Origin of the sequence: Siccibacter colletis (assembly GCF_000696575.1) — a bacterium.
GTDB lineage: Bacteria > Pseudomonadota > Gammaproteobacteria > Enterobacterales > Enterobacteriaceae > Siccibacter > Siccibacter colletis.
Window position 1 is genome coordinate 130,530 of the sequence record NZ_JMSQ01000011.1, and the last position, 23,499, is coordinate 154,028.

Below are 23,499 nucleotides of genomic sequence, written 5' to 3' on the forward strand. Positions count from 1 at the left end.
TCAGTGTGCTCCACCGCCGCCGCTTCCGGCGCCAAACGGCGGTCTGGCAAACCAGACCAGCGTTAACAGCAGAAGGAACACGCCAGCCGACACCCAGAAGATCTCGTTTGCGGAGATGATCAGCCCCTGATTGGTGATCTGCTGGGCAATATAGCCCGACGCCTGCTGCTGCGTCATGCCCATCCCTTCCAGCTGGCTGTACATCTGCTGCGCGTTCGGATTGAACGCATTCACCGACTCGCTCAGCTGTGCATGGTGCATCGACTCGCGGTTGGTCCACAGCGTGGTGGTAATGGAGGTGCCAATCGACCCCGCCAGGGTACGGGTAAAGTTCGACAGGCTCGATGCCGCCGCCAGCCGCTCCGGCGGTAAACCGGACAGGGTAATGGTGGTAAGCGGCATAAAGAAGCACGCCACAGCAAAGCCCTGAATAAACTGCGGCCAGGCCGACGCCCCGAAATCCATACCCGGCTCGAAGGTGTACGCGCGCCAGTAGAAGCAGACGGCGTACATAATAAAGCTGAAGGTCACGAGGCGACGCATATCGAGGCGATGTGCGAAACGCCCGATAATCGGCGACAGCAGTACCGGTATGATCCCGACCGGCGCAGATGCCAGCCCGGCCCAGGTGGCGGTATAGCCATACACCTCCTGGAGCAGCTGCGGTAGCAGCACAATCGACCCGAAGTAGAGCATGTACGCCAGGCTGATACACAGACAGCCAATGGTAAAGTTGCGCGATTTAAACAGCGAGAGATCGACTATCGGATTCTCGTCGGTCAGCTCCCAGACAATCAGGAAGCTAAGCGCCACCACCGCCACAATGGTCAGCACGATGATTTCGGTCGAGGCGAACCAGTCCAGCTCCTTGCCCTGGTCGAGCATCACCTGCAGGCTACCAATCCCCACTACCAGCAGCGCCAGCCCCACGGCATCAATACGCCGCTGCTCGGTCCGGGTTTCCCGGTTGCGCAGCGTCTGCAGCGTCAGCAGCACCACCAGCGCGCCGATCGGCACGTTGATAAAGAAGATCCAGCCCCAGTGGTAGTTGTCGCTGATCCAGCCGCCAAGAATCGGCCCGAAGATCGGCGCAACGATCACCGTCATCGACCAGAGCGCCAGCGCCACCGAGCGTTTCGCCGGCGGGTAGTTGCTCAGCAGCAGACTCTGGGACAGCGGGATCAGCGGCCCGGCAACAATCCCCTGCAACACGCGGAAGAAGATCAGCATGTTCAGGCTGGTCGACATGCCACACGCCCAGGAGGCGATCACGAAGGCGATGGTCGACCACAGGAACAGCTTTACTTCCCCGAAGCGCTTTGCCAGCCAGCCGGTGAGCGGAATCGAGATGGCGTTCGCCACCCCAAAAGAGGTGATAACCCAGGTCCCCTGGCTCATGGAAGAGCCAAGGTTACCGGCGATGGTGGGGATCGCTACGTTCGCGATGGTGGAGTCCAGCACCTGCATAAACGTCGCAAGCGATAGCGCGATGGTCATAATGACCAGCTGCGCGCCTTCCAGCGGTTTTCGCTGTGGCTGTTGCATGACTTCCTCCGCCGCTTAGCCCGCGTTCGCCTGCACGATGTCGTTGATGAGCTTGTTGACCGGCTCAAGTTTGATTTCGCGCGCGTTGCTCTCGTAGGCCGGCGCAGCGCGGGTCTGGGTCGCCAGCATCGCACCGTCGCGGGCGGTGGTGTCTACCGTCACCAGCGTGGAAAGCCCGATACGCAGCGGATGATCGGTCAGCTGCTGTTGATCCAGCTCGATACGCACCGGCAGACGCTGAACCACTTTGATCCAGTTACCGGTCGCGTTCTGGGCGGGGAGCAGCGAGAAGGCGCTGCCGGTGCCCATATCCAGGCCCACCACTTTGCCGGTGTACTTCACGTCATCGCCGTAGATGTCGCTCACTACGGTAGCCGGCTGGCCGATACGCATGTGCGCCAGCTGGGTCTCTTTGAAGTTAGCATCCACCCACAGATGGGTTGCGGGCACCACCGCCATCAGCGGTGTGGTCGGGCTGATCTGCGCCCCCGGTTGTACTGCGCGACGCGAAACGTAGCCGGTGATCGGGCTGACAATTTTTGTACGCTGCAGAGCAAGCCAGGCATTACGCACTTCGGTAGCCGCGTCTTTCACTGCTGGCTGATCTTCCAGCGTGGTGTTGAGCACCATCGCCTGGTTGGCGTTGTACTGCTGGATTGCCACATCGAGCTGGGCCTGGGCACTGGCAACGGCGTCACGCGCGTGCTGCAGCTCCTCACGGCCAATCAGGTTAGCGCTGCCAAGCGGCACGCGGCGGTTGAAGTCGCTCTGCGCCTGCGCGAGCGCAGTCTTCTGCACCTCAATGCTGGCCTGCAGCTGCTTGCTGTTGATCATCAGTTGACGGGTCTGGCGTACGCTTGAGGCCAGCGCGGTCTGCGCTTTTTCAAACGCCTGCTGGGCATCGGTCGGATCGAGGGTGACCAGTACATCACCCTGCTTCACGAAGTCGGTATTCTCAGCCCAGACTTTGGTTACGCTGCCGGACACCTGGGACATGATCTGTACCTGGTTACCCGCCACGTAAGCGTCGTCGGTCTCTTCGGCATAACGCAGCACCAGAAACCAGTAAATACCCCATGCCAAAGCAATAACAATAAAGAGCAGGGTCAAAATCAACAGCACGCGCTTACGCTTGCCGGATTTATTCACCGCTTGCTGCGGGGTGGTGTTCTCCGCATTTGCGCTCATGTTTTTCTCCACGATCTACTTTTTTTGTCATCGGCTGAGCCGACCTGTTTTATCAGAAAGGCCAGCAGTAAACTGCTGGCCTGTCAGTGTATCTCGTACAAAGCGAACGGACGTTTGCGAAATGAGCCGCTATCGTTACTTCGCGGTGGCGGCGATGAGGGTTTCATCCTCATCCATCTGGTCGAGACGGGTAAGTAACTTGCGAGTGATGTGCTCCAGCTGCTCTTTTTCCGCCACGCTCAGGGCAGCCCAGAGGTGGTGCAGGCAGTTGTGCTGAGGGGGAAGCACCTGGCGCAGGAACTCATGACCTTTATCCGTCAGATGCAGGTGCAGGCAGCGGCGGTCGTTGTCGCTTTCACGGCGCTCAATCCAGCCACGCTTTTCCAGTTCGTCTGCGATACGCGTAGCGTTAGTACGGGATGAGCCAAGTGCACAGCTCAGCTCGGAAGGCTGAATGCTGTGATTCTCCTGAGACTCAAGCGTAATCAACGCCATAAACAGCGTCTCGTTAATCCCCTGAGCTTTCAGCATCTTATTGCGGTTTTCCAGCAGCTTACCCTGCATATGCATACAGAGACGCGTCAGAAGGATCTCCTGGTACGGGAAATCTTCGTAGCGACTGGCGCGAAATTTTAGCATTTGTTCAATGGGCGTAAACGAACTATCCATCAGGTGTGACCTCATTAATTGCAGCCGATATAGTAACGACGGTAACAAATAAAGTAAATGTAATATTTGTCTGCGTTATGCTTCATACATTGCGTTACCGTCAGGGGTTGCGCATCAATCCATCATGCGCAACAGAAGCAGCGGTACGCTGCTGGCGTGATGTTTCCCGTCGCGGCCAGACGCCTGCGCGCCGGACGCAGCGCGGCCTGCCAACATCGCGTCAGGCATCGAACGTTCGCACGGTTGGCGGGCGCAGCGGCGGGAAAGGAGAGATCGAGTATCTTAACGCCTGTTACACAGGCGCTTAATGCGAGAGGGAAGGCAGGTGGCGCGCCGCGGCGTAAGTCGGGCCGGGCATCAAGTGTACCTTCTGGTAGTCGTACCGTCGGACCGTAAGTGGCTGGCGGACGCATCGCAGAAATATCCATGTCAGATGTAATAAATCACCAACGTTAAAATCACTCGATTCAATAACACCCCTTAACCTTATCAGAGTGTTTACGCCCTTAACACCCTGAAAGGGCGGTTAAGGGCGTAAAGAGGGCTGTACGCGATCAGTGGATCTCGCTCTGGCGGTGATATCCTCGCCACCACACTACCAGATTTAGCAGGGCCACCACCGCACCGGCGATACATACTCCATTCCATCCAGCGTGCTGATACGCCGATGCCGAGATCAGCGACCCGGCGGCACCACCAATAAAGTAGCTGGTCATATAGGCTGCAGTGAGACGGTTACGCGCATCGGGCTGCACCCGGTAGATCACGCTCTGATTGGTGATGTGTACCCCCTGGACCATCAGATCGAGCACCAGGATGCCGACGATCAGCGCCAGCACCGAATACTGCCCGGCCGCCAGCGCAATCCATGACAGCAGCAGCAGCACTAATCCCCAGGTAGTGGTGTGATGCGCTTTGCCTTTATCCACCAGTCCGCCGACCGGTCGTGCGCCCAGCGCGCCTGCGGCACCCGCCAGCCCGAACAGGCCGATGGTGCCGTCGGAGAAGTTGAACGGCGGCGCGGCCAGCAGAAACGCCATCGAAGTCCAGAGGATGCTGAAGTTAGCGAACGTCAGGCAGCCCAGCAGCGCCCGGGTACGCAGCAGCGGATTGCGGGTAAACAGGCTGAACACCGAGCCGAGCAGCTGCGGATAGTTAAGGTGAGTTTCTGATTTCATCTTCGGCAGGCCGCGCCACAGCGCGAACGCCATCACCACCATCAACCCCGACGCGACCCAGAATACGGTGCGCCAGCCGCCGAGGCTGGCGAGCAGCCCGGAGACGGTGCGGGCCAGCAGAATGCCGAGCAGCAGGCCGCTCATGATGGTGCCGACCACTTTACCGCGCGTCTCCGGCGTGGCGAGCGTCGCTGCCAGCGGGACGAGGATCTGTGCCACCACGCTGAACAGGCCGGTGAGGGCCGTACCGAGGATCATCATTCCCAGCGACTGACTGGAGGCGGTGATCAGCAGCCCGCCGGCGGCCAGCAGCGTCATCACCACAATCAGCCTGCGGCGTTCAAACATATCGCCGAGCGGCACCAGCAGCAGCAGGCCTGCCGCATAGCCGAGCTGAGCGGCGGTAACGATAAAGCCCGCCTGATTTGCACTGAGGGAGAAGGCGCGCGCGATGGTGTCGAGCAGCGGTTGCGCGTAGTAGTTACTGGCGACAGCAAGGCCAGTGGCGACAGACATCAGCGCGATAAGCGCCGGGCTAAGCCCTTGATCGTGTTTATTCATTTATATGAGTTATGTTTCCTTTGCCAGGAGGACATCATAACCAATTGCGCTGCAGAGGTGAGGACGGGAAGGTGTTGGTTTGTGCGCTTTGCGGCTGGCGGCGGCGCGCCTTTGTTGTGTTGCACGCGCCTGCCCATGAAAAAGCCCCTCGCCGTGAGGGGAGGGGCTGAAGAGAAGGTTAACGCACGGTTACTTCTGGGCGGCCAGTGCTTCTTTCACCCAGCCGTCGAACTGCTGCTGGTGCGCTTTGATCCAGCCGTCAACGTGACCCTGCACGTCCGCTTCTGACGATTTCCCTGCGCGCATCATCGCATTCTGGGCGTTGATATCGGTGATCGGCAGCTTCATCACGGCAAACAGCTTCGCCGCCGCCGGGTTTTTCTCAGCCCAGGCCTTGTTCGCCACGATGTGCATGGTGTTCACCGGGAAGCCGTAGTTAGCGCCGTTCGGCAGTTTGGTATCAATGTCTTTCTGCTCACCCGGCAGGGAAGAGAACGGCACCTGCAGCCAGACCACATCTTTACCCGGCTTCAGCACGTCGCTTACCCAGTACGGCGTCCAGGTGTAGTACAGCACCGGTTTGCCCTCTTTAAAGCGGGTGATGGTATCCGCCATCATAGCGGCATAGTTACCCTGGTTATGCACCACGGTATCTTTCAGGCCGTAAGCATCCATCTGATGATTAATCACCGCTTCGCAGCCCCAGCCAGGCGTGCAGCCGGTCATATCCGCTTTACCGTCGCCGTTGGTATCAAACAGCTTCGCGATTTTCGGATCTTTAAGCTGCTCAACGTTGGTGATTTTATACTGCTCGGCGGTTTTACGGTCGATGAGATAACCCTGCGCCGCGCCGGTCACGAATACCCCCTCGCGATAAAATTTCTTGTCACCGCCTGCTGCCGCGTACATGTCGTCATGCAGTGGCTGCCAGTTCACGGCGGTAAACGTGGCATCGCCAGCAGCCAACGAGGTGTACCCGACGTTGTAATCCACTTCGCTGGTGGCGTTCACGGTATAGCCGAGTTTCTCCAGCGCGCGGCTGACCAGCAGCGTCTGGAACGACTCTTCAGTGATAGTGCTCTGCACCGGCTGCACGGTAATGCCTTTACCCGGCAGGTCGGCGGCGAAAGTGCTGGTGGAAACAAGGGTGGCAAGGGCCGTAGCAAGAATTACGCTATGTCGCATCGTTGTTCCTTATTGTGATGTTCAGAGTGGTGCTGTGCCGGTGGGAAAACCACCGCGGATAACGCATCGCGCCCGGCAGGATAGCGCCGGGCGCAGAGGCGATTATTTAATGAAAGGACGCGTGACCAGACCAATCGGGCCGGAGGTGTACCAGCGGCGGTTGCCGCGTGACCGGGAATCACGCCCCATCGCCTGGGTCAGACGGTCGAGGATGATGGCGAGGATGACGATCCCCACACCGCCCACGGTAGCGAGACCCATATCGAGTCGGCCAATACCGCGCAGTACCATCTGGCCCAGACCACCCACGGCGATCATCGAGGCGATAACCACCATCGACAGCGCCAGCATCAGCGTCTGGTTGATGCCTGCCATGATGGTCGGCATCGCCAGCGGAAGCTGCACTTTAAACAGCATCTGACGCGGGCTGGCACCGAACGAGCGCGAGGCCTCGATCAGGTCAGCCGGCACCTGGTTGATACCGAGAATGGTCAGGCGCACCACTGGCGGCAGGGCAAAGATAATGGTCACCACCACGCCCGGCACGTTGCCGATACCGAACAGCATCACGATCGGCACCAGATAAACAAACGCCGGGGTGGTCTGCATCGCATCCAGCATGGGCCGAATGATCTTCGCCGCCCGTTCGCTGCGCGCCAGCCATATGCCGAGCGGCAGGCCGATGACAATACAGAACAGCAGCGCCGTCAGGACCAGCGCCAGGGTGATCATCGCCTGCGACCAGGCACCAATGGCACCGATGGCAATCAGCGACACCAGGGTCGCAACGCCCATGCCGACGCTTGAGATCTGCCAGGCGATCAGCGCGAACAGGATAATCGCCACCGGGGCCGGCATGCCGAGCAGCAGCTGCTGGAACGCGCTGAGGATGTAATCCACCGGCACGCGGATGCCCTGGAACACCGGGCGGAAGTGCAGCACGATCCAGTCGATGGCCTCGGTAACCCAGCTGTCGAGCGGGATCAGGGTCTTATGAAACGGGTCCATGATGTTGAAATGTTCAGGCGCGGGTGCCGGTGCGCTGGTCAGCCAGTCGGTTGAGCCATCGGTAGGCGTCGGCGTCGGGCTACCCCAGGCATCGGCGCTGCCGCTGGCGGCATCCTGTGCCGGTGCGGCTGCATTGCCCCACGCGTCTGCGCCGTTAGCAGCATCCTGGGTTGCGGCCTGATTTGCGGCATCCTGGGTCTGCGCCCCGGTCTCCCACGGATTAGTGGTTTGCTTACTCATTGTTTGCCCCCTCGCGATCTAAAGCCTTCAGCAGCATCCCTTTCGAGATGATGCCCAGATACTGCTGCTCTGCGTCCACCACCGGCACGGCGCAAGGCGCGATGCCAACGGGCGTGAGCAGTTCGCTCAGCGGGGTGTCGGCCTCAACGGCTGACGGCGTATCGAGCAGCGCCGCATCCAGCCCCTGGCCGGCAGCGAGGGCGGCTTTCAGGGAATCGATAGACACGGTGCCAACAAACCTGTTGCCGCGCTCAATCACGTAACCGAAGTCGCGATCTTCATCCTGAAGTAGTTTCAGCGCGGAACGCGGACCGAAGCCCGGGGTTTTGCGCAGCAGCCCCACCGGCGTACGGCGGGCAATATCTTTGGCGCTGAACACCTGGCTAATATCGACGCCGCGGAAGAAGGTGCGCACATAATCGTTGGCCGGATTATTGAGAATTTCATCCGGCGTACCGACCTGCACCACTTCGCCATTTTGCATAATGGCAATGCGGTCGCCGATGCGCATGGCTTCGTCGAGATCGTGGGAAATAAACACAATGGTGCGCTGATGTCTGGACTGTAATTTCACCAGCTCATCCTGCATTTCGCTGCGAATTAATGGATCGAGCGCCGAGAAGGCTTCGTCCATCAATAAAATATCCGGATTAATTGCCAGCGCGCGCGCCAGACCGACACGCTGACGCATGCCGCCGGAGAGTTCATCCGGATAAGAATGCGCATAATTTTCCAGCCCGACCTGACGCAGGGCGTCAATGGCTTTTTCCTGACGCTCTTTCACCGGCACGCCGGCTAATTCCATACCGAACGCGGTATTATCCACCACGGTCATATGAGGCATCAGGGCGAAGGACTGGAATACCATCGCTATCTTTTTCCTGCGCACCTCGCGGAGCTCGGCGTCTGATATTCTGGCGATGTCGGTGCCATCAATCAAAACCTGTCCACGGGTAGGTTCAATCAGGCGATTGAGAAGGCGAACCATAGTGGATTTCCCGGAGCCGGATAATCCCATGATGACGAATATCTCGCCTTCTTCAATGGCCAGACTGGCATCAATGACGCCAAGTGACAGCCCGGTTTTCTCTAATATCTCGTTTTTCGAAAGCCCTTTGTCGATATATTTAAATGCCCGATCGGGGTGCTCGCCGAATATTTTATAAAGGTTTTTAACTTCTAATTTAATTGCCATGCAATAACATTATTCCTGTTATATATCGATAGTATTACCATTTGTGTGTGAAATAAAAACTGGCTATACCCTAACATACTCAGATTCTGAGACAACCCTCAAATGATTTGTGGCATGGAATTTGCCAAAGGCTGGTGGCGCGGGTTTCCCATGATATAAGGGCTGAGCGCCGATTATTACAGGCAGATATTTTTGCAATTCTGGTGGGTAATTTCGGGTGAAACTGTTCGGATTCTTACGAAATTAATGTAAATATCAGTAGCAATACCAGGGAAAATAGCGGGTAAAAAAATAGATGGTGAATAAAAATAATGGGGCGAATAAATCGCCCCATGTGGAAATGAAATTACCTGAATTCGCCGTCAGAAATTCCAGTCTTCATCTTCGGTTTCAACCGCTTTCCCCATCACATACGAGGAGCCGGACCCGGAGAAGAAATCGTGGTTTTCATCGGCGTTGGGCGACAGCGCGGCGAGGATCGCCGGGTTAACTTCCGCCATCTCCGCCGGGAACAGCGCCTCGTAACCGAGATTCATCAGCGCTTTGTTGGCGTTGTAGCACAGGAAGGCGTTAACCTCATCGGCCCAGCCCACGTCCGCATACAGCGCCTCCGTGTAGGCCAGCTCGTTATCATAGAGATCCATCAGCAGGTCGAGGGCAAAGGATTTCAGCGCCTCGCGCTCGCCGTCGCTCACTTTCTCCAGCCCTTTTTGATACTTGTAGCCAATGTAATAGCCGTGCACCGCTTCGTCGCGAATGATCAGACGAATAAGATCGGCGGTGTTCGTCAGCTTGCCGCGGCTGGACCAGTACATCGGCAGCCAGAAGCCGGAGTAGAACAGGAACGACTCCAGGAACACGCTGGCAATCTTCTTCTTCAGCGGATCGTCGCTGGCGTACTGCGCCATAATCAGGTCGGCTTTGCGCTGCAGCGGGGCGTTCTCTTCGCTCCAGGCATAGGCGGCGTCCACCTCTTTGGTCTGACAGAGCGTGGAAAAAATCGAGCTGTAGGAGCGGGCGTGCACGGCTTCCATAAAGCTGACGTTCGACAGCACCGCCTCTTCGTGTGGCGTGATGGCATCCTGCATTAACGTCGGTGCGCCGACGCTGTTCTGGATGGTGTCGAGCAGCGTCAGGCCGGTAAAGACGCGGATTGTCAGGCGCTGCTCTGCCTGGCTCAGGGTCTGCCAGGCCGGAATGTCGTTAGACAGCGGCACCTTCTCCGGCAGCCAGAAGTTGCTGGTCAGGCGGTTCCAGACTTCAAGATCCTTGTCGTCCTGAATGCTGTTCCAGTTAATTGCCGACAGGCGCGTTAAACGGGTCATCTTCTCTCCTTACAGCGCGCAGGACACGCAGCCTTCGATCTCAGTGCCTTCCAGCGCCAGCTGACGCAGGCGAATGTAATACAGCGTCTTGATACCTTTCTTCCAGGCATAAATCTGCGCCCGGTTGATATCGCGGGTGGTGGCGGTATCCGGGAAGAACAGGGTCAGCGACAGCCCCTGATCGACATGGCGCGTAGCCTCGGCGTAGGTGTCGATGATTTTCTCCGGGCCGATCTCATAGGCATCCTGCCAGAAGGCGAGGTTGTCGTTGGTCATAAAGGGGGCGGGGTAGTAGACGCGCCCGGTTTTCCCCTCTTTACGGATCTCAATGCGCGACACAATCGGGTGAATACTGGAAGTGGCGTGATTGATATAGGAGATAGAGCCGGTCGGCGGCACCGCCTGAAGATTCTGGTTGTAAATGCCGTAGCGCATCACGTCGTCGCGCAACTGCTGCCACATCTCACGGGTAGGAAGCTCAATCCCGGCGCGGTCAAACAGGGCGCGTACCGCTGCGGTTTTCGGCTCCCAGCGCTGCTCAAGATATTGAGTAAAGTAGTCGCCGCTGGCATAGCGCGACTGTTCAAAGCCCGCGAAGCGCTGGCCGCGCTCTTTCGCCAGCAGCATTGACGTGTGCAGGGCGTGCCAGGTGATGGTGTAGAAGTAGAGGTTGGTGAAATCCAGCCCCTCCGGCGAACCATAGGAAATGCCTTCCCGCGCCAGATAGCCGTGCAGGTTCATCTGCCCCAGCCCGATGGCGTGCGACGCCGCGTTACCCGCCTCAACAGACGGCACTGAACGGATATGGCTCATGTCGGATACCGCCGTCAGGCCGCGCACCGCGATCTCAACGGTGCGGCCGAAGTCGGGGGAATCCATGGTATGCGCGATATTCAGCGAGCCGAGATTACAGGAGATATCCTTTCCGGTATCCGCGTAATCCAGGTTTTCGTCATAGGTCGAGGCGGTGTTGACCTGCAGGATCTCCGAACACAGGTTGCTCATGTTGATACGCCCGGCAATCGGATTAGCGCGGTTTACGGTATCTTCGTACATGATGTAGGGATAGCCGGATTCAAACTGGATCTCCGCCACGCGCTGGAAGAAGTCGCGGGCGTTAATCCAGGTTTTGCGCACCTGCGGGTTCTCCACCAGCTGGTGGTACAGCTCAGAGATCGCCACATCGCCAAAAGGTTTACCGTACAGGCGCTCAATATCATAGGGCGAGAACAGCGCCATTTCGGCGTTCTCTTTGGCAAGCTGGAAGGTGATGTCCGGGATCACCACGCCCAGCGACAGCGTCTTGATACGGATCTTCTCATCAGCGTTTTCGCGCTTGGTATCAAGAAAACGCAGGATGTCCGGGTGATGCGCGTGCAGATAGACCGCCCCGGCACCCTGACGCGCCCCGAGCTGGTTGGCATAGGAGAACGCATCCTCCAGCATTTTCATTACCGGGATCACCCCCGAAGACTGATTTTCGATGCGTTTGATTGGCGCTCCTGTCTCGCGCAGGTTGGAGAGCAGAAATGCCACGCCGCCACCGCGTTTGGAGAGCTGCAGCGCCGAGTTCACCGCGCGGCCAATGGACTCCATATTATCTTCAATACGCAGCAGGAAGCAGGAGACCAGCTCGCCGCGCTGGCTTTTGCCACAGTTGAGGAAGGTCGGGGTGGCGGGCTGGAAGCGCCCGGCAAGGATCTCATCCACCAGCGCCTGCGCCAGCGCGGTATCGCCCTGCGCCAGCGTCAACGCCACCATTACCACGCGGTCCGGGAAGTGCTCCAGATAGCGTTTACCATCGAAGGTTTTCAGGGTGTAGCTGGTGTAGTACTTCCACGCGCCCAGGAAGGTCTGGAACTGGAAACCGCTGCTGGCAGCGCGTTCAAACAGCGAAATAACAAAGGGGCGCGCGTAGCGGGCGAGCACACGGTTGTCGTAATAGCCCTCCGCCACCAGCCAGTCAAGGCGCGCTTGCTGGTCCGGGAACGCCACGGTGTTGGGCAGCACGTGCTGGCTGAAGAATGCCTCCACCGCCTCTCTGTCTTTCTCAAACTGAATGCGGCCCTGCTTATCATAGAGATTCAGCATGGCGTTCAGTGCATGGTAATCGGGCGCGGCGGCGATCACGCGCTCTGCGGTTGTCGTTGCCAAAATTCGGTTACTCCCTTACGCACATTTTCAATGTCTTGCGGGGTGCCCATCAGCTCGAAGCGATAGAGGTAAGGCACCTGGCACTTAGCGGCAATGACATCCCCGGCGCGACAGAACGCCTCGCCAAAATTACGGTTGCCCGCGGCGATCACGCCGCGCAGCAGGGCGCGGTTATGGTCGTTATTTAAGAAGCAGATCGCCTGACGCGGTACGGCACCCGCCGTACCACCGCCACCGTAGGAGGGCACTACCAGAATGTAGGGCTGATCCACTTCAATCCGCTCACGCTCGTTAACCGGAATACGCACGGCCGGCAGGCCCAGCCGCTCAATAAAGCGGTGCGTGTTCTCCGAGGTGCTGGAGAAGTAGACCAGCAGGCTCATGCGCTGGCCGCGATGTCGTTGCGCAGACGGTTAATCATGTCCGGGCGGAAGCCGCTCCAGCTTTCATGGTCGGTGACTACCACCGGCAACTGGCGGAACCCCTGCGCGCGCAGGTCCTCAATGGCCTCCGGCTGCTCGTCGAGATTAATCAGTTCGAAAGCGAAACCGCGGCTCTCCATCGCGCGTTTGGTGGCGTGGCACTGAACACAGTCATTTCGAGTGTAAATAGTAATGCGCATGATTCGTATTTCCGTTTAGAATGCCAGCGCGCCGCGAGAATTCGCGGTGCTTCTGGGGTTACCTGATGAAATAAATACTAGATGTAGTTAAAAATAAATTCAACCACGCAAGATATGGTGCTTCTCATGAAAAGGAGGCTGGCTGACCGCCAGGGCGCATCACGCCTGGGATCGGGCGGAAAAGAGAAAGTCGCGTGGAAGAAACAGCCATAAAAAAACCCCGCAGCGCAGGCGACGGGGTAAAAAAGGCATAGCTAATGAGGGTCGAGCAGGGAGTTAGCGGCGGGTCAGCAGCGCTCCGAGGAAAATACCTGCGGCAGCCGCAGCACCCACGCTGTACCAGGGTTTGTCGCGCACGAAGGTATCGGCGCAGCCGGCAGCGTCGCGTGCCGCCTGGGTAACGCGGCCACGGCCATTCATACGGGCGCGGGTTTCACGCAGCAGGGATTCTGCTTTACGACGCGCGGTATCCGCTTCGCCTTTGACATCGCTGCCCAGGGATTTCAGCACGTCTTCCAGCGAGTCGGCCAGTTTGCTGACGTCACTGTTAATATCATCAACGGCATAATCGACTTCGTTTTGGCTTGGTCGTCTAAACATTCGTTTTCTCCTTTGGGTTCAACGTGTTTAAAAGTGTAGCCTGGATTTTTGGCCTCTGAAGCGAATCGGCAACAATGCACGCCTTTCTGGACTTTTCCGAAAGCCCCGCTAATGCTCCTTATTGTAAGGTTGCGAAGCAGTACTGCTATGACGAGGAAAAGCTATGTATTTACGACCCGACGAGGTGGCACGCGTTCTGGAAAAAGCCGGATTTACCATGGATGCCGTGACGCCAAAAACCTATGGTTACCGCCGCGGTGAAGATTATGTGTATGTGAATCGCGAGGCACGTCTGGGCCGCACGGCGCTGGTCATTCATCCGACGTTAAAAGAGCGCAGCCAGTCGCTGGCCGACCCGGCCTCTGACATCAAGACCTGCGATCATTATCAGGAGTTTCCGCTCTATCTGGGTGGGGAAGCGGAAGCGCATTACGGCATCCCGCACGGTTTTAGCTCACGCATTGCGCTGGAACGTTACCTGAGCGGCCTGTTCGGCGACCCGCAGTAACACGGCGACGGGAGCGTCCCGTCGCACATCATTAGCTACAGCAGGGCGCCAGGCTGCTGCGCCACGCGAAACAGGCGGCGGCAGTACTCCAGAAAATAGCCGTACGCGGCACCCATCATCATCGACGCCACGATATTTGAACTGACGGCAGTGACAATCTGCTGCGCGTCTGCCCCCACGCTCCAGAGGATCACCGCATACACCGGAGACTGGAACGTCACATAAGCCAGCACATCCGCCACGGTCTTAATCCAGCCCGCACCGCCGAGACGGCGCGCGGCGCGCATAGCGCTGTCGCGGTAGAGCCCGTAAGGCCAGGCGATGACCATATTGATGGGGATCGCCACCAGGCGGGAAGAGAGCGATTGCTCAAAGCTCATGCCGGAGATAAATATCTCAATCATCATGTTAACGACGGAGCAATATACCACCATGGCAAAAATGTCAGCCGCCGCGTGGCGCAGGCGAGAGTGCGCAGAGAACATCGCAATGCTCCGGAAATGAAAAAAGGGTTAACAAACAGAAGGACAGAATGGCCTTTTACGATGGTGACAGAGTATATGGCTGGATATAACAAGGCAATTAGCGTTTAATTTTTATTTATTGGCCTTTTGTCTACAACATTCTCTGTGGTGCGATGAAATCACGTTACGATCGCGATCTTTGGCGGTGATGCAACATAAGTTCATTAAATTCAATGGCTTATTTTTTTATTCATTATCTGGCAAAGGGCGTCATCGCGCGGCGTAGTCTGTAATATAAGGCTGGCAGCAACACTAACGGGGAATGAGTGATTTTATTTTGCATACTGCGAAAAGGTAGTGAAAAACTCTGTTAAAGCGGAGTGAGTACTTATTCATTTTAATGCGTAGTTATGCGTATTCAGGGGAGGGCGGGCCTCCCCAGGCAGGTCAGCAGACGCCGAAATCGCCGTCTTCTTTATACAGCGCCAGATCGGCCGCTTTAACGGTAACTTTGTCGCCCTGTTCATTGTCAGCGCGCACGGCGACCACCTGGTCATCGTTAACTTCCAGGACTTTCAGCTTCGGGCCGCCCATACGCGGCTGTACGTAATCACCAGGGTTAAACATTGCGTCTCTCCTTTTATGAGGTTGTTAACAGTAACCATAGCTCAACTGAATACTACGGTATAGCGATGCGTCGCGCTTTTACTTCTTAAAGTATTGGTCTAATTACATGATCTTCCGCCGTTTTCCTGAAATTCTGCGCTGAACTGAAGCAGAACCTGAGTGGCGGAGGATAGCGATTACCGCGCCAGGGACAGCACTCCTAATCCAGGGAAATGTGAGCCGGGGTAAAGTAGTGTCGGCACGGTGGACGTTTCAGCGAAGCGAGCTACACTTAATTGTTAGCATTTACAATAACCTGGAAGACGTAACACAGGAGTAGCTATGGGTTTCTGGAGAGTCGTACTAACTATCATTCTGCCGCCGCTGGGCGTGCTGCTGGGTAAGGGCTTCGGCTGGGCGTTTATTATTAACATTATCCTGACGCTCCTCGGGTACATCCCCGGCCTCATTCACGCGTTCTGGGTACAGACGCGCAACTAAGTTTGCTAAAGCCACCGCTGGTGGCTTTTTTTACGCCTGCTTTCTGCATCTCAGTGTCCATTCAGGCCGGTAACGCGTAATCTGTGCTGCCGGCTCATCATAAAAGGACATTAATCATGGCAGATACTCTCTACTGGAACCGCATGGTGCCGGAACTCACCGTCAGCGATTTCACCGCCTCGCTGCATTTTTACGTTGAGATCGTAGGTTTTACCGTCATGATCCGCCGCGAGCAGCCTGACTTCGCCTACCTTAATCTCGGTGAAGCGCAGCTGATGCTGGAGGCGTATCACGACGGGGGATGGAACACCGACGAGCTGGTTCACCCCTTTGGCCGCGGCGTAAACTTCCAGATAGAAGTGGATGATGTCACCCCCGTGCTGGAGCGCCTGCAGCAGGCTGGCGTCGCGCTTTACCGTCCGCTACGTGAAAATCGCTACCCCACCGCCGACGGCATCGCCTGTCAGCGCGAATTTCTGGTGCAGGATCCCGACGGTTATCTGCTGCGTTTTAGCCAGTACCTTGAAGCATTATCTGAAGAGTAACCCGCAACGGATAAATAATAAGCGCCGCTATATATATAAAAATAACGAACCCTTGCACGGTATCACTCCCGGCGTATTATCCGCAGCCAATTCAGGATGCGACTCGCAGCGGAGGCAGTATGTCGGCAGTTATCTTCCCCAAAATCATATTCAAAACCCGGCGCTGGATGGATGACTATAGTTCCGATGATATGCGCTATGGTGATTTAACCGAAAGCCAGCTCAGGAATGATTTCCGGCTAACGGATATTTCCGCGCATGTGGACCCCTGGCGACTCACCACATTTCACGCCTCACCGCAGCGGCAATCCTTATTTTATTCGCCCACCATAATTCAGGAAAAGATAACGCCAGCGCGGTGCGCCAGCCTGCTGTTTGATGAGTTCAGGCAGCTGGCGCGCATGTTTTCATTTTACGGCCCGTATCAGCATGTGATTGGCGAAATGATTACTCATATGCAGAAAAACAGCGGGATGCCGTTTCGCAGCAGCAGCCTTGATGCTGCGCTGCGAGAGCAGATAATGAGTGATACACGGGAAAAAAGTACTATAAAGAGAATTAAACTGGTATTACAGCAGGTTATCGACTGGGGCAGTAATGAATGCACGGAGAGAATTGATGCTCGTATGGACCTCATGCTTAAGGATTCTTATCTTCCAAAATTCATGCGTTTTAAAGATTCATTTAATGGCCTGGGTATTACCGTGCATGACACCTGCGCCACACATATCACCATTGATTCTTTAGCAATAAATAATAACTGCTACCGGGCAATAGTGACTTATAACGTGCAGGATCATTTTGGCCTCGATAAACACGATATTCGCAGTAAGGTATTTTATCAGTTCCGCCTGTTTCGCCTGTGGTTTTACCTCCAGCGCTCGCAGCAGTTTGGCTACAGGCCTTTCATGACTAATATGCAGGCAACGGTTGAAATCACAGGCGGGCGTGATGAAAAAATCTAAGCTGCTGGTAATGCTTATTTTACTGGTTGCGGGGTTATGGCTTGGCAAACTCGCTTTAAGTCCTACCCAGATTATAGCCGTTCACCGTAGCGGTTATGCCGCGCGTATCATACTGAAAAATCCACCGTTAACTCGGCGCACAAAACTTTTATGGTGGAAGCATAACCGTAAGCTGCTGGAAGAAAAATATAACCTGCCGCGCGTCAATGCCAGAGGTGAATATTACGTCAGCATCTGGGATTATGCTGATGGGTATAAAGAGGAAGAAGATGAAGACCGTCTTTGCTTCGAAGACAAGGCACCTCCCAAAAACTGCATTGATAAAAACTGGGTGATGACGGTAGAGCAGTCGCTCAGTAGTAAAAGGGTAATTTACTCCATTGGAGAAGACACATTTGAAACGCTCCCCGACGGCAAAATAGTGAAGCAGCATTTCACCTTTACGGTACGTTAATAAGGATACGCGTAATGAAAAAACGCACCGCGTTCGCAAGGGTTATTATTTTAACCGCCCTGAGTTTATTGATATGGATTACCCTGAGAACACCTGAAATTAAGGCTGTTCATCGTGAGGGACATGCAGCACGCATCTTACTGATAAACCCACCCCTTACCGCTCGCGATGCGCTGACATGGTGGCGGGAGAATCAGGCAATGCTGAAAGCGCAATACCATATTCCTCAGGAGGACCGCGACCGGATATTTTATCTCAGCCTCTGGGATTTTGCTGACGGGTATAAAGAGGAAGAAGATAAAGACCGGCTCTGTTTTGATGATATGCCCGCTCCGCGCAACTGCATCGATAAAAACTGGATAATGACCGTCTCACGCGCCAGAAACAACAAACGGATTTACGTGCAGGCGGGCACCCGCACCTGGGTACAAAGTGACGGCGGGGAATATATCAGCATGGCGGATGATGAGTAGTCACGCGGTCATTTTTTTCCTGCCCGCGCTACGCACGCTGAAAAAATATCAGGCGATACTCTTAATTTCAGCGCGGGTTACAGTAATCCGGCTTATGTATCTGGATCTGCATGGGATAACGATCGACGCAGTGCCCCGATCGTAGACATGGAACCGGTTAACCCGCCCCCACACCACCCTGAATTAACGCAGAAAACGACTGCGCCGCGTCCTGCTCGCTGCATTGGCCGTTAATCATCAGCATCGACAGCGCATCCCCCGCGCCGATAAGGCCTGCGCAGCGGCGATACAGCTCGTCATCGGCCAGGGTACTCCATGGTTTGAGCGTTGCGGCGAACAGACGGACGTACTCCTCGATCAGCTCTTTATGTACGGCGACCATCTCTTCGCTGCCACCCAGCGCGGAACCAATGGCATGCCACTCCCCGCTGGAGTCTGCCGAGCAGTGGACCCAGGCGCTGGCCAGCACGTCGGCGGTGGCCTGCAGGCTTTTCGGCGCTTTGCTCAGCGCGTCGCGCAGCACGACAGAGTGCTTTTCATCGAGCGCACGGTACATGGCGGTTAACAGCCCGGAACGTGTCCCGAAGTGTTCATAGGCGACCGGCTTCGAGACGCCCGCGCGCGCGGCCAGATAGCCCAGCGTCAGGCGGTCGGCACCTTCTTCACGAATAATTTCCAGGGCGATCTCCAGCATCTGTGCCCGACGCGCCGCGCGGCTCAGGCGGCCTGCTGCGGGAGCGTCCGGTAGCGTTGTATTTTTCACGGCAGGCCTCTCAGGGTTGCACAACTTACTATCAGTAGCTACATTGTTACTAATGGTAGGTTACTAAGAGTAACTTACCGAGCGTAAGTTATCTTAACTAACCCAGAGAGGTATCGCAATGTCACACGCACCCTTGCTTCTGATCGGCGGTTCCGGCGTGGTTGGCCAGTTTACCGCCCGCGCTATCCGCGCTGAACATCCCGATGTCCCGCTGCTTATCGGCGGACGCAACCTGGCGAAAGCGCAGGAGGTCGCCGCCAGCATTCCTCATGCCGGGGGCGTGGCGGTGGATCTGGCCGCCGACGATCTGGGCCTCGGTGACCGCGAAGTTGGCGGCGTGGTGGTGCTGGTGAAGGATGAGAGCCTGGCGAGCGTGCGTTTCGCCCAGGCGCGTGGCGTGCCGCACGTCAGCATCTCATCGGGCGCAGCGGAGATTGGCCCCGACGTGGCCGCCTGGATCCATCGCCCGGACGCCAGCGCCTTGGTGCTGGGCGCGGACTGGCTGGTGGGGGCCGCCACTATCCCGACGCTGAAACTGGCCGAACGCTTCAGCCGCGTCGCCTCAATCAAGGTGGGCGCCTTGCTGGATGAACAGGAATCCGCCGGACCGGCCACCGAGCATGACTTTAAGCGCCTGGGCGAGATCATGCCCGCCGCGCTTACTCGCCGCGACGGGGCGTTCTTCTGGCGCGCCGGTGAAAACGCGCAGGCGCAGTTCCACGCCGTAGACGGCACCCCGGTGCAGGCAACCGCTTTCTCGCCGTTCGACATCATGGGGCTGGCCAACGCCACGGGCGCACCGGATATAGCGTTCAACCTGGCGACGGCAGTCACGTCATCGCGCCGCCGTGGGGAGGCGATGTCCACCGAGATTATTATTGAGATGAGCGGAGAAGGGCATGACGGGCAGCCGCTGCGCCTGCGACAGGCGGTGGTGCACCCGCAGGGCCAGCGGCCGCTTACCGCCGCCGGCGTGACGCTCCTGACCGAGCGCGTCACCGGGCTGGACGGACGTCCGGCCCCGGCCCCGGGTCTTTACTTCCCGTATCAGCTGATTGATTTTGACACCTGGTATGCGCGCATTCAGAAAACCGGCGGGCAGCTTCTGACGTTAGACGTGCTGTAAGGCAGCAGGCAGGCCTCGCGCCGCCTGCCTGATCTGCACCTGGCATCGGTTAACGCCAGCGCAGCGTCTTTCTTATCATCCGTTGCCGATCCACGAACTGGCCGTGCGCATCATAATAGCGGCTCGGCCAGATAACCTGCGGCGGCATGTCCAGCGCCTCGGCAATCAGCTTTTCGCCTTTGGGCCATGAACGGTTCAGCGCATTACCCAATGTGGACGACGCCAGCCCCGACGCGCGCGACAGCGCCGCCAGGTTGGTGCCACGCTTCTTCAGCGCGGCGATGATGTCGGCGGGGTGCCAGTCTTGATTAATCATAGTGTTCTCCTTTTCACCTGTTGTTGTTATGGGAATAATTATCCCAATTTGGGATAAAAAGGCAATGGGAGGATATTCGATTTCGGGATATTTTGACGGAACTGGAATATGGCTTCCATCTACTCAGATGAGTACCAACTCGTGATCAAGGAATTGAAATTAGCGAGGAAAGCATTAGGAATAACGCAGACTCAGCTTGCCGAAGCGCTAGGCAAACCCCAATCAATGATTGCTAAAATCGAAAATGGTGAGCGCCGGTTGGATATCGTTGAATTTATTCATATGGCGCGGATGTTGGGCATTGAACCGGCAAAACTGATCGATAAATTAGGTAAAGACGTCAGGGCTATTAGGTAAAAGCAGCCCTGGGCGGGTTAGCGTAAGCGCGCCCGCCGGGAATGCCATTCCGGCTACCAGTAATGCACGACGCCATACGCGTTTTTACTTACCCAAAGCAACGGTTCTTTCCTGATACAGTTTACGTCGGTGTTCATATCATCGAAGCACAGAAGATCGGAGTCCTGATCGTAAAGGCTGTCTTTACGGTAACCGTCCTGCCAGCCCATAAAGAAAATGCTCCACGAACCGTTTTTTTTCACGACAGGTATTCCGTAACGCTCCTGTAATTCACGCTGATGCGATTTAAACCACGCTTTCTGCCACCACTGCCAGCGCGGGAAATTCTCTACCAGTACCGTGGCAATGCCTTCTTCTTTATGTACAGCCATTACTTTGACTGGCTGTAACAGCCAGACTGCATAGGCGATTAGTGCGGTTAACGCTATCCATTTACACTTCGTCATAACGCCCGCCAACGATGGTTTTTGTAAAGTTCAACTCTGTTATGAAGGGATGATATCCAAAGTGCTCCCACCGTTGAAGGACAAACCAAATTCTGAACATGCGAATTTCTTTAAAAAGTGGATTTTCGATATCAACAGCATCAAGACCGAAATGATCTTGTATCCGGAATTGGATCTTTGCTACGAATTTATCTTTGGTGATAGCAAGTTCTTGTAACGTAATATGCGTAGCCCACGTATCGTGTACGGCAATTCCAAGCCCATTTATCCTGTCCGTCCAGTGATCGAATTTTGGAAGGGTAGAACGAGATACAGCCTGCCATAACATTTTCTCATTACTGGCTGGATATATTCCCCGATCCCAGTCAATATTTTTAATAAAAGCCCCCCGAAGATAGTGCACGGTACTATTTTTACCGTACATAAAAGGATGATTCGCCATTGCCTGATTAAATAGGTCATCAGTAAACGGCTCGCCAGTATTGCTTTGCAGATGATCAATCATTCTACGCATTAAATGCTTATAGGGCCCGTAAAATGAAAAGGCATCAGACAAATTTCGTAATTCATCAAACATGATGCCCGCATTCTGCATGAGGCGAGTCTCATCATAGGCGTTGCAGCGTGCCGAGACATCCTTGAGGCCATAAAGATCTATCAAGTTACTTCTGGAGAGATCCCCGTGACGCATATCGGCAGCGGCATAATCATCCATTAACTTCACCGTTTCGAATACCGAAACGGGTAAAATTAAAGGCGGCTCATTGTCATTCTTTATTTCAGGCACGTAGGCATTTTTGGGATCAATATATACCGGATCATCTCTGACGCGAGTTTCCGGTGCTGGTTCATCATAAATCCACGAGCCTTCCCATAATCCTAACGATTTACCATAGCGAATAAATTTACTCCGTTCCATTACGTATCCTTGTAATTATTTTTACTTACGCCTTTTTTGTGTGCACCATAAATGTGAGTCTTAATAATTGCTGCTACACGATCTACAGAGCAGAGAATATCTTCTACCGGAACGGCGAGGTTTTGCTACGCGCTGGAATCTGAATATATAAAAGAGGAGTGCGCAGATGATTGGTTGTTGTTATTTAGCTAGCGGCGATATATATGCAGAAAAGCAATTGAACGCGTTTTTATTTATTACATAACATCAACTCGATTCGATATGTTAAAGGGTGATATTCGATATTTTTTCTGAGAACGTCAACCGGCACTATCGTCAGCGCCGATAACCCCAGCACCCACACCTATGCTCACCGTTAACCGTCCGGTGCGTAAGCACGGCCAGTTATCAGGAGAAACTAACATGACCACACAGCCGCTACAGAAAGTATTTGAGGCCTGTCAGGCAAAATAAATCCGCCTGGCTGCAACGAAGGGATAAACTGAGGCAGGTCGAACAGGCATACCGCGAGCAGCTTGCCGACCGGATCCTGCAAATGCTGCGCAGTATTATTGACGTGAAAAAGTGGGAAATGAATTGGGCTGCCGGTCGCTATATCAGCTCAGATGAGGAGGTGTAACGCATCAGCATCCGTAACAGGCAGACGCACGGCGCTGTGCTGGCTGCCGCCCTTGCCTCAGAGCTGATGAATTATTCCGACTAGCATCCCGCCGTTCAGCACTGCGCCATGCAGCATTCACTCGATTATCTGCGTGAGGCGCTACAGGCCAGGCTCTCCGCCGGAGAAAAAATTAATTATTCCGCACAGGATAACGACATTTTAACGGCTATCGGATTCAGGCCCAACGCGGCTTCGCGCGATGATAACCGTGAAAAATTCACACCCGGACAGAATCTGAAATACACTCGCTGGCGCGCAGAACTGGCCGCGCATCAGAACCGTTAACCCTCTCCGAAAATCCCGCCTTTTTCCCGCAAAAGCTATGCATGCATAAGGTGCATAGCTTTTCCATCCGTTTTACTGACACTGCATCCCCTGCAGGCGCAAGCGCTGATGCCGTTAATGCACCTGCATTAAAAACGCCCCTTAAGCGGGCAGGCGAGGTCGGGGTAGCATTGCGCGCCGATAGTGTTAAATCATTTTAATTTGTTGGTGCTAACAATAGATAACATAAGGCATCAGTTTTGGCCTCAGAAGCTTACACAGTTGCATTGAGTGTTCATAAGAAGGAGAGAGGCCTGAGTTGCTCAATGTTGAGTGAGATCAGGTTAACGAGAATGAACAATACTTGTTCATTTGCTCGTCTTAAATTGCTATTCTAATTGAATGAAATAGTTGTAACTTTAAATTATCAGGCTTGAAATGGAGTTCCAAATGATTGCATCACTACTCACCAATGAATACGTAAGTTCCTTTGGATATATAGTTGGGGTGGTCTCTGGGTGTATAGCAATATACCAGACTATGCAAGTGACCAGAAAAATAATGAGATACAACAGCTTAATGTTACGATAAATGATCTTAATTCGCAGATTACAAATATCACAACCAATAGGAACAATATTAATCAAGGGGAGCGATCCCA

Annotated in this window: 26 protein-coding genes and 1 pseudogene; 9 read left to right on the forward strand and 18 right to left on the reverse strand. The window is 55.3% G+C overall.

The window, feature by feature from the left end; genetic code table 11:
* The 12 genes from emrB to ET34_RS0113975 all read right to left on the reverse strand — a co-directional run bounded on the left by emrB (position 1) and on the right by ET34_RS0113975 (position 13,470).
* Positions 1 to 1,545, reverse strand: coding sequence for a multidrug efflux MFS transporter permease subunit EmrB (emrB, locus tag ET34_RS0113915; protein ID WP_031523027.1), 1,545 nt, complete (start codon positions 1,543 to 1,545; stop codon positions 1 to 3).
* A gap of 15 nt (positions 1,546 to 1,560) precedes the next feature.
* Positions 1,561 to 2,733, reverse strand: coding sequence for a multidrug efflux MFS transporter periplasmic adaptor subunit EmrA (gene emrA / locus ET34_RS0113920; RefSeq protein ID WP_031523028.1), 1,173 nt, complete (start codon positions 2,731 to 2,733; stop codon positions 1,561 to 1,563).
* 135 nt (positions 2,734 to 2,868) lie between these two features.
* Positions 2,869 to 3,402, reverse strand: a complete 534-nt coding sequence (gene mprA, locus ET34_RS0113925; RefSeq protein ID WP_031523030.1) for a transcriptional repressor MprA — start codon at positions 3,400 to 3,402, stop codon at positions 2,869 to 2,871.
* A gap of 554 nt (positions 3,403 to 3,956) precedes the next feature.
* Positions 3,957 to 5,141, reverse strand: a complete 1,185-nt coding sequence (locus ET34_RS0113935; protein ID WP_031523031.1) for an MFS transporter — start codon at positions 5,139 to 5,141, stop codon at positions 3,957 to 3,959.
* Positions 5,142 to 5,330: 189 nt separating this feature from the next.
* Positions 5,331 to 6,326 (reverse strand): glycine betaine/L-proline ABC transporter substrate-binding protein ProX, encoded by a 996-nt coding sequence (gene proX / locus ET34_RS0113940; RefSeq protein WP_031523032.1) that lies wholly within the window; start codon positions 6,324 to 6,326, stop codon positions 5,331 to 5,333.
* A 102-nt stretch (positions 6,327 to 6,428) separates the two neighbouring features.
* The gene (gene proW / locus ET34_RS0113945) at positions 6,429 to 7,574 is read right to left on the reverse strand and encodes a glycine betaine/L-proline ABC transporter permease ProW (protein WP_031523034.1); all 1,146 of its coding nucleotides are present in this window, start codon (positions 7,572 to 7,574) and stop codon (positions 6,429 to 6,431) included.
* A complete protein-coding gene (gene proV / locus ET34_RS0113950) occupies positions 7,567 to 8,769 on the reverse strand; it encodes a glycine betaine/L-proline ABC transporter ATP-binding protein ProV (protein ID WP_031523036.1) in 1,203 nt (400 codons plus the stop codon). Before proV ends, proW begins: the two co-directional genes overlap by 8 nt.
* Before the next feature lie 362 nt (positions 8,770 to 9,131).
* The gene (gene nrdF, locus ET34_RS0113955) at positions 9,132 to 10,094 is read right to left on the reverse strand and encodes a class 1b ribonucleoside-diphosphate reductase subunit beta (RefSeq protein WP_031523038.1); all 963 of its coding nucleotides are present in this window, start codon (positions 10,092 to 10,094) and stop codon (positions 9,132 to 9,134) included.
* A gap of 9 nt (positions 10,095 to 10,103) precedes the next feature.
* Positions 10,104 to 12,248 carry a class 1b ribonucleoside-diphosphate reductase subunit alpha gene (gene nrdE / locus ET34_RS0113960; RefSeq protein ID WP_031523039.1) on the reverse strand — a complete coding sequence of 715 codons (2,145 nt, stop codon included), beginning with the start codon at positions 12,246 to 12,248 and terminating at the stop codon, positions 10,104 to 10,106.
* Positions 12,221 to 12,631 carry a class Ib ribonucleoside-diphosphate reductase assembly flavoprotein NrdI gene (gene nrdI / locus ET34_RS0113965; protein WP_031523041.1) on the reverse strand — a complete coding sequence of 137 codons (411 nt, stop codon included), beginning with the start codon at positions 12,629 to 12,631 and terminating at the stop codon, positions 12,221 to 12,223. Before nrdI ends, nrdE begins: the two co-directional genes overlap by 28 nt.
* The gene (nrdH, locus tag ET34_RS0113970) at positions 12,628 to 12,870 is read right to left on the reverse strand and encodes a glutaredoxin-like protein NrdH (RefSeq protein ID WP_031523043.1); all 243 of its coding nucleotides are present in this window, start codon (positions 12,868 to 12,870) and stop codon (positions 12,628 to 12,630) included. The genes nrdI and nrdH overlap by 4 nt, the downstream gene beginning before the upstream one ends.
* A 276-nt stretch (positions 12,871 to 13,146) precedes the next feature.
* Positions 13,147 to 13,470 (reverse strand): DUF883 family protein, encoded by a 324-nt coding sequence (locus ET34_RS0113975; RefSeq protein ID WP_031523044.1) that lies wholly within the window; start codon positions 13,468 to 13,470, stop codon positions 13,147 to 13,149.
* Positions 13,471 to 13,633: 163 nt separating this feature from the next.
* Here ET34_RS0113975 and ET34_RS0113980 point away from each other — a divergent pair, with 163 nt between their 5' ends.
* Positions 13,634 to 13,978 carry a DUF2002 family protein gene (locus ET34_RS0113980; RefSeq protein ID WP_031523046.1) on the forward strand — a complete coding sequence of 115 codons (345 nt, stop codon included), beginning with the start codon at positions 13,634 to 13,636 and terminating at the stop codon, positions 13,976 to 13,978.
* 35 nt (positions 13,979 to 14,013) lie between these two features.
* On the opposite strand, the gene ET34_RS0113985 is transcribed toward ET34_RS0113980, so the two are convergent.
* Together ET34_RS0113985 and ET34_RS0113990 are read right to left on the reverse strand one after the other, a co-directional pair.
* Positions 14,014 to 14,463 (reverse strand): L-alanine exporter AlaE, encoded by a 450-nt coding sequence (locus ET34_RS0113985; RefSeq protein WP_031523048.1) that lies wholly within the window; start codon positions 14,461 to 14,463, stop codon positions 14,014 to 14,016.
* Between the two features lie 426 nt (positions 14,464 to 14,889).
* Positions 14,890 to 15,069 carry a hypothetical protein gene (locus ET34_RS0113990; RefSeq protein ID WP_031523050.1) on the reverse strand — a complete coding sequence of 60 codons (180 nt, stop codon included), beginning with the start codon at positions 15,067 to 15,069 and terminating at the stop codon, positions 14,890 to 14,892.
* Between the two features lie 321 nt (positions 15,070 to 15,390).
* On the opposite strand from ET34_RS0113990, the gene ET34_RS21900 reads away from it, so the two are divergent.
* The 5 genes from ET34_RS21900 (at position 15,391) to ET34_RS0114015 (ending at position 17,986) form a co-directional block, all read left to right on the forward strand.
* Complete coding sequence (locus ET34_RS21900) at positions 15,391 to 15,549, forward strand: YqaE/Pmp3 family membrane protein (protein ID WP_035891369.1); 159 nt, start codon at positions 15,391 to 15,393, stop codon at positions 15,547 to 15,549.
* A gap of 116 nt (positions 15,550 to 15,665) precedes the next feature.
* The gene (locus ET34_RS0114000; RefSeq protein WP_031523052.1) at positions 15,666 to 16,094 is read left to right on the forward strand and encodes a bleomycin resistance protein; all 429 of its coding nucleotides are present in this window, start codon (positions 15,666 to 15,668) and stop codon (positions 16,092 to 16,094) included.
* A gap of 119 nt (positions 16,095 to 16,213) precedes the next feature.
* Positions 16,214 to 17,059: a YPO3983 family protein gene (locus tag ET34_RS0114005; RefSeq protein ID WP_035891373.1), complete on the forward strand. Its 846-nt coding sequence runs from the start codon at positions 16,214 to 16,216 to the stop codon at positions 17,057 to 17,059.
* Positions 17,046 to 17,513, forward strand: coding sequence for a DUF943 family protein (locus ET34_RS0114010; protein ID WP_031523056.1), 468 nt, complete (start codon positions 17,046 to 17,048; stop codon positions 17,511 to 17,513). Before ET34_RS0114005 ends, ET34_RS0114010 begins: the two co-directional genes overlap by 14 nt.
* A 14-nt stretch (positions 17,514 to 17,527) precedes the next feature.
* On the forward strand, positions 17,528 to 17,986 hold the full coding sequence (locus ET34_RS0114015) for a DUF943 family protein (protein ID WP_031523057.1): 459 nt from the start codon (positions 17,528 to 17,530) through the stop codon (positions 17,984 to 17,986).
* Positions 17,987 to 18,143: 157 nt separating this feature from the next.
* Here the strand turns inward: ET34_RS0114015 and ET34_RS0114025 are convergent, their stop codons facing one another.
* Complete coding sequence (locus ET34_RS0114025) at positions 18,144 to 18,749, reverse strand: TetR/AcrR family transcriptional regulator (RefSeq protein WP_072002029.1); 606 nt, start codon at positions 18,747 to 18,749, stop codon at positions 18,144 to 18,146.
* A gap of 118 nt (positions 18,750 to 18,867) precedes the next feature.
* Here ET34_RS0114025 and ET34_RS0114030 point away from each other — a divergent pair, with 118 nt between their 5' ends.
* On the forward strand, positions 18,868 to 19,875 hold the full coding sequence (locus ET34_RS0114030) for a saccharopine dehydrogenase (protein WP_031523061.1): 1,008 nt from the start codon (positions 18,868 to 18,870) through the stop codon (positions 19,873 to 19,875).
* A gap of 49 nt (positions 19,876 to 19,924) precedes the next feature.
* Here ET34_RS0114030 and ET34_RS0114035 read toward each other — a convergent pair whose 3' ends face one another.
* Entirely contained in the window at positions 19,925 to 20,191 is a 267-nt protein-coding gene (locus ET34_RS0114035) for a helix-turn-helix domain-containing protein (protein ID WP_031523062.1), read from the reverse strand.
* Positions 20,192 to 20,299: 108 nt separating this feature from the next.
* Here ET34_RS0114035 and ET34_RS0114040 point away from each other — a divergent pair, with 108 nt between their 5' ends.
* On the forward strand, positions 20,300 to 20,548 hold the full coding sequence (locus ET34_RS0114040; RefSeq protein WP_031523064.1) for a helix-turn-helix domain-containing protein: 249 nt from the start codon (positions 20,300 to 20,302) through the stop codon (positions 20,546 to 20,548).
* Between the two features lie 53 nt (positions 20,549 to 20,601).
* On the opposite strand, the gene ET34_RS21015 is transcribed toward ET34_RS0114040, so the two are convergent.
* Positions 20,602 to 20,994, reverse strand: a complete 393-nt coding sequence (locus tag ET34_RS21015; protein ID WP_072002030.1) for a DUF943 family protein — start codon at positions 20,992 to 20,994, stop codon at positions 20,602 to 20,604.
* Positions 20,981 to 21,913 carry a YPO3983 family protein gene (locus ET34_RS0114050; RefSeq protein ID WP_051640544.1) on the reverse strand — a complete coding sequence of 311 codons (933 nt, stop codon included), beginning with the start codon at positions 21,911 to 21,913 and terminating at the stop codon, positions 20,981 to 20,983. Before ET34_RS0114050 ends, ET34_RS21015 begins: the two co-directional genes overlap by 14 nt.
* 402 nt (positions 21,914 to 22,315) lie before the next feature.
* Here ET34_RS0114050 and ET34_RS21020 point away from each other — a divergent pair.
* A pseudogene (locus tag ET34_RS21020) lies at positions 22,316 to 22,859 on the forward strand (phage polarity suppression protein).
* Positions 22,860 to 23,499 lie beyond the last annotated feature (640 nt).